Genomic DNA, 6,556 nt, shown 5'->3' with positions numbered 1-6,556 from the left:
CGCAGCGAAGCAATCCAGAGCGGCGCTGAATTGCCCCGGATTGCTTCGCTGCGCTCGCAATGACGAAGGGGGCATCGGATGCTCTGAGAGCCTGCTCTCAACACCGCTCAGGCTGAGCTTGTCGAAGCCCCATGGGCACGAACCAGCATTGTGCCAAAAGGAAAAGCCCCCGTTCCGCTGGGGAACGAGGGCTTTGCTATTCCTCGGTAACCGAAGGAAAGGCTCAGGCCTGGGCCTCGCCCTCTTCCTCGGTTTCCTCGACCGCGATTTCGCCGGGTTCGGCGTTCGGGTCGTAGGCTTCGGTGAAGCCCGAGACGTCCTGTTCGAACATCGCGGCCATCACGTCCACGCCCTGCGACTGCAGTTCGGCTTCGTCGGGCGAACGGGCGACGTTCACCTTGACGTTGACCGCAACTTCGGGGTGCAGCGAAACCTTGACGTCGAAGATGCCGAGCGTCTTGATCGGGCGCTCGAGCACGATCATCTGCTTCGACACGTTCGCGCCTTCGGCGTTCAGGCCGTCGACGATGTCGCGGACCGAGACCGAACCGTAAAGCTGGCCCGAGTTCGACGAGGCGCGGATCAGGACGATCTGCTTGCCTTCGACGTTGCCCGAGTTGGCTTCGGCAGCCGAACGACGCTCAGCGTTGTCGGCTTCGATCTTGGCGCGGTTGGCTTCGAAGACCTTCTTGTTCGCGTCGTTGGCGCGGAGGGCCTTCTTGTTCGGAAGCAGGTAGTTACGAGCGTAACCGTCCTTGACCGAGACGACGTCGCCGATGGCGCCGAGCTTCTCGATGCGTTCCAGGAGGATGATCTGCATGGGTAGGTCCCTCCCTTACTTCACGATGAAGGGAAGCAGGCCGATGTGGCGGGCACGCTTGATAGCCTGGCCCAGCTCACGCTGCTTCTTTGCGGAAACCGCGGTGATGCGGCTGGGGACGATCTTGCCACGCTCGGACATGAAGCCCTGGAGCAGACGAACGTCCTTGTAGTCGATCTTCGGCGCGTTCTTGCCCGAGAACGGGCAGGACTTGCGGCGGCGGAAGAATGCACGTGCCATGGAAATCAGTTCCCTTCACGTTCGCGACGGCGAGTACGCTCGCGGTCGGTCTTGCGCATCATGACCGAAGGGCCTTCCTCGTGCTCGTCGACGCGGATGGTCACGTAGCGGATGACGTCTTCGTTGATCTGCGTCTGGCGCTCGAGCTCGGCGACGACGTCGCCCGAAGCCTCGATGTTCAGCATCACGAAGTGAGCCTTGCGGTTGCGCTTGATCTTGTACGCGAGATTCTTGAGGCCCCAGGTCTCGGTCTTGACGACCTTGCCCTGGTTCGACTCGACGATCTCGGTGGCGGCGGCAGCAAGCGCATCGACTTGCGCCTGGCTGAGGTCCTGGCGTGCCAGGAACACGTGCTCATATAGAGCCACGGCAGCTTCCTTTATCTAGTCTAACCGATCGCTGGCGACTCGCGGGATTGCGAGGCCCCTCCGGCTTTCTTTGGGTTTCCCCGTGTCCTCGGACTTTGGGGAAGGGGCGCGCTTAGCGGATTTTGGACGGAATGCAAGCGCGGTGTGGGCAGAGAAGGGGGAAGCCCACCCCCTGCCCCTCCCGCAGGCGAGAAGGGAGAAGTGAGGTCAGCCCTCCCGCTCGCGGGAGGGCTGGAAGGCTTGGCAGCTTGCTGCCTAGCCGGACGGGGTGGGCCCTGTGACTCCCGCAGCGTTTAAAATTGCACACAACAGGTAAATTGTTGCGTGCTCGCGACAGGACGTTAGCAAGGCGTCATCCCCCCATCTGGTGTGAGTCGTCCATGAAGAAACCGTATCGTCGCGCCGCGCTGGCGCTTCTCGCCGGCGTTGCCCTTCCGTTTTCCGTTTCCGCACAGGAGGTTGGAACGGCTTCCACGACCAAGGGCGCAACGGCGGAGACGGTGACTACGCAGCTTCCGCGCAGCGTTCGCCCCAGCCACTACGACATCACCGTCACTCCCGATGCCAAGGCGATGACCTTCGCGGGCAAGGCGGCGATCACCATCGACGTGGTCGAGGCGACGCAGACCATCACGCTGCAGGCGGCCGAGCTGACGATCGCCAAGGCGGCACTGACCAAATCGGGCAAGAAGGCCGGTACGCCCACCGTCTCGCTCGACGAGGCCGCGCAGACCGCGACCTTCACGTTTGCCAAGCCCATCGCGCCGGGCAGCTACGTGCTGTCGATCGACTATGCGGGCAAGATCAATACGCAGGCCTACGGCCTCTTCGCGCTGGACTACAAGGCGGCGGACGGTTCGGCCAAGCGCGCGCTGTTCACCCAGTTCGAGAACTCGGACGCGCGCCGCTTCATGCCTTCGTGGGACGAGCCGTTCTACAAGGCGACCTTCAGCCTCAAGACGATCGTGCCGACCGAGGAAGTCGCCGTCGGCAACCTGCCGGTGGAAAGCCGCAAGGATCTGGGGGGCGGCAAGACGCTGGTGACCTTCGGCACCAGCCCCAAGATGTCGACCTACCTGCTGTTCTTCGGCCTCGGCGATTTCGAGCGCAAGACCAAGATGGCGGGCGACACCGAAGTGGGCGTGCTCACCAAGAAGGGCGATCTGGCGCAAGCGGATTACGCGCTGAACGCCTCGGCCGACCTGCTGCCGTGGATGAACAGCTACTTCGGCGAGAAGTACCCGCTGCCCAAGCTCGACCACATCGCGGCGCCGGGGCGCAGCCAGTTCTTCTCCGCCATGGAGAACTGGGGCGGCATCTTCTACTTCGAGAACGCGATGCTGCTCGATCCCAAGATCGCGTCGAACGCGCTGCGCCAGCGCATCTTCACGGTCGTCGCGCATGAAATGGCGCACCAGTGGTTCGGCGATCTCGTCACGATGTCGTGGTGGGACGACCTGTGGTTGAACGAGGGTTTCGCCTCGTGGATGGAAAGCCGCGCGGCAGCCAAGTTCCACCCCGAATGGCACCCCGAACTGACCGCCACCGGCGAGCGTGAGCGCGCCATGGACCAGGACGCCTACGTCACCACGCACCCGATCATCCACCACATCGCGACCGTTGAAGAAGCCAGCCAGGCCTTCGACAACATCACCTACGCCAAGGGCGAGGCGGTGATCCGCATGCTCGAAGCCTATGCCGGTTCGGACGAGTGGCAGAAGGGCGTGCAGGCCTACATGGCGCGCTACAAGCACTCCAACACCGTCACCGACGACCTGTGGCGCGAGATCGACAAGGCTTCGGGCAAGCCGATCAGCCAGATCGCGCACGACTTCACGCTGCAGCCGGGCATTCCGCTGGTGAAGGTGACGTCCTCGTGCGCCGCCGGTTCGACGACGCTGGCGCTGGAGCAGGGCGAGTTCACCCGCGACCGCGCCGACAAGCAGCCGCTCGCCTGGCGCGTGCCGGTCAGCGCTGCGGGCACGGACGACACCAGGGCCGAGACGCTGCTGCAGGGCAAGGGTTCGCTCAAGGTCGCGGGCTGCGGTCCGGTCGTCGTCAATGCGGGCCAGTCGGGCTACTACCGCGTGCTCTATGATGCGAAGACCTTCGCGGGTCTGGTCAAGGGCATCGCTTCGGTGCAGCCGGTCGACCAGCTCGGCATCCTCAACGATGCGGTGGCGCTCGGCTACGCGGGCAACCAGCCGATGGCCGACATGCTCGACGTGGTGAAGAACCTGCCCGCCAATGCCTCGCCGCAGGTGATGGAGCGCGCGGCCAAGGTGATCGGCGGCCTAGCCGACTTCGCCAAGGACAACGCGAAGCGCAAGGCGGCTCTCTCGCGCTTCGCCACGAAGCGCCTGCTGCCGGTGCTGAACACGCTGGGCTGGGAGCCGAAGGCGGACGAGCAGGCCACCGCCGGCGACCTGCGCGCCACGCTGATCGACACGCTGGGCGCGCTGGGCGAACCCTCGGTGGTCGCCGAGGCACGTCGCCGCTTCGCCGATCCGGCCTCGATCGATCCCTCGGTGAAGGTGGCGGTGCTCACCGTCGTCGCGAAGAACGCGGACGCGGCGACCTGGGACAAGCTGCACACGATGGCGCAGGAAGAGACCTCGGCGCAGGTCAAGACCACGCTCTACTCGCTGCTGGGCCGCGCCAACGACAAGGCGCTGGCCGACAAGGCGCTGGCCCTGTCGCTCACCGACGAGCCGGGCGTGACCACCAGCCCGGTGATCGTCAGCGCCGTCGGCGGCGAGCATCCCGAGCAGGCGTTCGACTTCGTCCTCGCCAACTACGATGCGGTGATGAGCCGCGTCGATAGCTCGGGCGCGACACGCTACGTCGGGCGTCTGGCCACCGGCAGTTCCGATCCGGCGATGCCGGCCAAGCTGGATGCTTATGCGAAGCAGCGCCTCGCGGCCGGTTCGCGCCGTCCGGTGGACGAGGCGATCGCCAAGATCCAGAACCGCATCCAGGTCGGCCAGACCCGCATGCCGGAAGTGGACGCCTGGCTGGCCAAGCAGGGGTATTGAGGAGCGCTTCATCCTCCCCGTCGCGTAGCGATGGGGAGGGGGACCGCCGCCGCAGGCTGGTGGAGGGGGAGATGACGCCCCCTCCGTCAGCCCTGCGGGCTGCCACCTCCCCATTGCTTCGCAACAGGGAGGATTTGGCTATCAGGCCATCGCCAGGATCATGGCTCGCACTTGCGGATAGACCTCGCGCTCCCACTTCGAGCCCGAGAACACGCCGTAATGCCCCACGCCCGGCTGCAGGTGGTGCCGCCTCAGGTGGGGCCTCAGGCTGGTGCACAGCAGGTGCGCCGCCGCCGTCTGGCCCACCGCGCAGATGTCGTCGCGCTCGCCCTCGACGGTGAGCAGCGCGGTCTTGCGGATCGCCGCGCAGTCCACCCGGCGGCTGCGGTGCACCAGTTCGCCCTTCGCCAGCTGCGCCTGCTGGAACACCCGGTCGATCGTTTCGAGGTAGAACTCCGCCGTCATGTCCAGCACGGCGAGATATTCGTCGTAGAAGTCCTCGATCTTCGCCGCTTCGTCCATCTCGAGGTCGGCGAGGTGCTGGTAGAGCTTGCGGAACTGCGCATTGTGCCGCCCCATGTTCATCGACATGAACGCGGTGAGCTGGATGAACCCCGGATAGACCTTGCGTCCACCGCCCTTGTAGCGCCACGGAACGGTGTGGATGAGGTTGTTCTCGAACCAGTCGTAGCTCTGCGCGTTGGCAAGTTCGTTCACCACCGTGGGGGATTCGCGCACGTCCACCGGCCCGCCAAGCAGCGACATGGTGCGCGGCTGGCACGGGTCGTCGTCCTGCGCCATGATGGCCACCGCCGCCAGAACCGGCACGCAGGGCTGGCACACCGCCAGCACGTTGGCGCCGCGCCTTGCCGCCGGATCGCCGATCTCCTGAAGGAAGCGGATGACGTAGTCGATGTATTCGTCCAGCCCGAACTTGCCTGCGGACAGCGGCACGTCGCGCGCGTTCTTCCAGTCGGTGATGTAGACGTCGTGGTCGCGCAGCAGCGTCGCGACCGTATTGCGCAGAAGCGTGGCGAAGTGGCCCGAAAGCGGCGCCACCACCAGCACTTTGGGTTGCGGCGTGGTCACCTCCGGCTTGGCGAAGTGGAGCAGATCGCCGAAGGGCAGGGCCAGCGCCACGTCCTCGACCACCGGCGTCATGGTATTGCCGCAGAGCACTTCATCGATGTCGTAAGGCGGGCGCTTGTGGGTGATCGTCGATTTGTCGAACGTCTCGGCCAGAGCGAACAGGCGGCGCGCCATCGGCATCGTCTTCGCCCCGCCCAGGAACTTGTCGCGAAAACCGGTCGCCGCGCGTGCGGTCAGGCGCGCCGGGGTCAGGACGTCGCAATAAGCCTGATAGGCGTCATAGAGCATCCGCAATATCCCTCAGGCACCTCGCGATTCGGCGAGTGTGCACGCAAACGGTTGTACAATCATGCTGCGCTGCATCATAACCCGATGCAAGCTGAATGAAGGGGCAGGTCATGGTCGATTCCGGTGCTACGCTGACGATCTCCAGCAAGACCTATTCGGCATGGTCGCTGCGCGGCTGGCTGCTGTGCCGTCTTGCCGGGCTGGAGGTGACCGAGAAGATGGTCGCCAACGATGCCGCCAACCGCGCGGAACTGCTGCTGCTCTCGCCCTCGGTGCTGGTGCCGCGCCTGACGTGGCAGGGAGCGAGCGTGTGGGACACGCTGGCGATCGCGGAGTTCCTCAACGAGCGGTTTCCCGATGCGCAGATGCTTCCGGCCGACCCGATCGCACGAGCGCATTGCCGCTCGATATCGGGAGAGATCCACTCGGGCTTCACCAACTTGCGCTCGGCGCTGCCGATGAACCTGAAGGTGCGCCATGCGAAGTTCCCGGTGTTCTCCGGCGCGCGTCCCGACATCGAGCGGATCGAGGCGATCTGGCTGGAATGCCTCGATCGTTACGGCGGCCCGTTCCTGTTCGGGGCGCAGCCGACGGTGGCGGACGCGATGTATGCCCCGGTGACGACGCGCTTCGTCAGCTACGCGGTGGCGCTGCCGGAACCGTGCGAGGCCTATTGCCGGACCATCGCCGAATGGGACCCGATGCGCGAATGGATC

Annotated in this window: 6 protein-coding genes; 2 read left to right on the top strand and 4 right to left on the bottom strand. The window is 65.2% G+C overall.

What is annotated here, in order from left to right; translation table 11 throughout:
* Window positions 1-223: 223 nt before the first annotated feature.
* From rplI to rpsF, 3 genes are read right to left on the bottom strand one after another with little or no spacing between them, the layout of a single operon-like run.
* Window positions 224-820 (bottom strand): 50S ribosomal protein L9, encoded by a 597-nt coding sequence (gene rplI / locus ACYPYD_RS11175; protein WP_008832808.1) that lies wholly within the window; start codon window positions 818-820, stop codon window positions 224-226.
* A 15-nt stretch (window positions 821-835) separates the two neighbouring features.
* Window positions 836-1,060, bottom strand: coding sequence for a 30S ribosomal protein S18 (rpsR, locus tag ACYPYD_RS11170; protein WP_007686754.1), 225 nt, complete (start codon window positions 1,058-1,060; stop codon window positions 836-838).
* 5 nt (window positions 1,061-1,065) lie between these two features.
* The gene (gene rpsF, locus ACYPYD_RS11165) at window positions 1,066-1,428 is read right to left on the bottom strand and encodes a 30S ribosomal protein S6 (RefSeq protein ID WP_008832807.1); all 363 of its coding nucleotides are present in this window, start codon (window positions 1,426-1,428) and stop codon (window positions 1,066-1,068) included.
* Window positions 1,429-1,808: 380 nt separating this feature from the next.
* Between rpsF and ACYPYD_RS11160 the strand changes: the two genes are divergently transcribed.
* Window positions 1,809-4,463 carry a M1 family metallopeptidase gene (locus ACYPYD_RS11160; RefSeq protein WP_459663175.1) on the top strand — a complete coding sequence of 885 codons (2,655 nt, stop codon included), beginning with the start codon at window positions 1,809-1,811 and terminating at the stop codon, window positions 4,461-4,463.
* A gap of 141 nt (window positions 4,464-4,604) precedes the next feature.
* Here the strand turns inward: ACYPYD_RS11160 and ACYPYD_RS11155 are convergent, their stop codons facing one another.
* Window positions 4,605-5,840 carry a polyhydroxyalkanoate depolymerase gene (locus tag ACYPYD_RS11155; RefSeq protein ID WP_036522624.1) on the bottom strand — a complete coding sequence of 412 codons (1,236 nt, stop codon included), beginning with the start codon at window positions 5,838-5,840 and terminating at the stop codon, window positions 4,605-4,607.
* Window positions 5,841-5,935: 95 nt separating this feature from the next.
* Here ACYPYD_RS11155 and ACYPYD_RS11150 point away from each other — a divergent pair.
* A partial coding sequence (locus ACYPYD_RS11150; RefSeq protein ID WP_459663173.1) for a glutathione S-transferase occupies window positions 5,936-6,556 on the top strand: 621 nt, incomplete at its 3' end.

It is taken from the genome of Novosphingobium sp. 11B (genome assembly GCF_054589055.1).
This window is presented reverse-complemented; position numbering and strand designations above follow the sequence as displayed.

Excerpts from the sequence above, each read along its gene's own strand:
- ACYPYD_RS11155 (WP_036522624.1), bottom strand. The coding sequence starts at position 5,840 with ATGCTCTATGACGCCTATCAGGCTTATTGCGACGTCCTGACCCCGGCG.
- rplI (WP_008832808.1), bottom strand. The coding sequence starts at position 820 with ATGCAGATCATCCTCCTGGAACGCATCGAGAAGCTCGGCGCCATCGGC.
- ACYPYD_RS11160 (WP_459663175.1), top strand. The coding sequence starts at position 1,809 with ATGAAGAAACCGTATCGTCGCGCCGCGCTGGCGCTTCTCGCCGGCGTT.
- rpsR (WP_007686754.1), bottom strand. The coding sequence starts at position 1,060 with ATGGCACGTGCATTCTTCCGCCGCCGCAAGTCCTGCCCGTTCTCGGGC.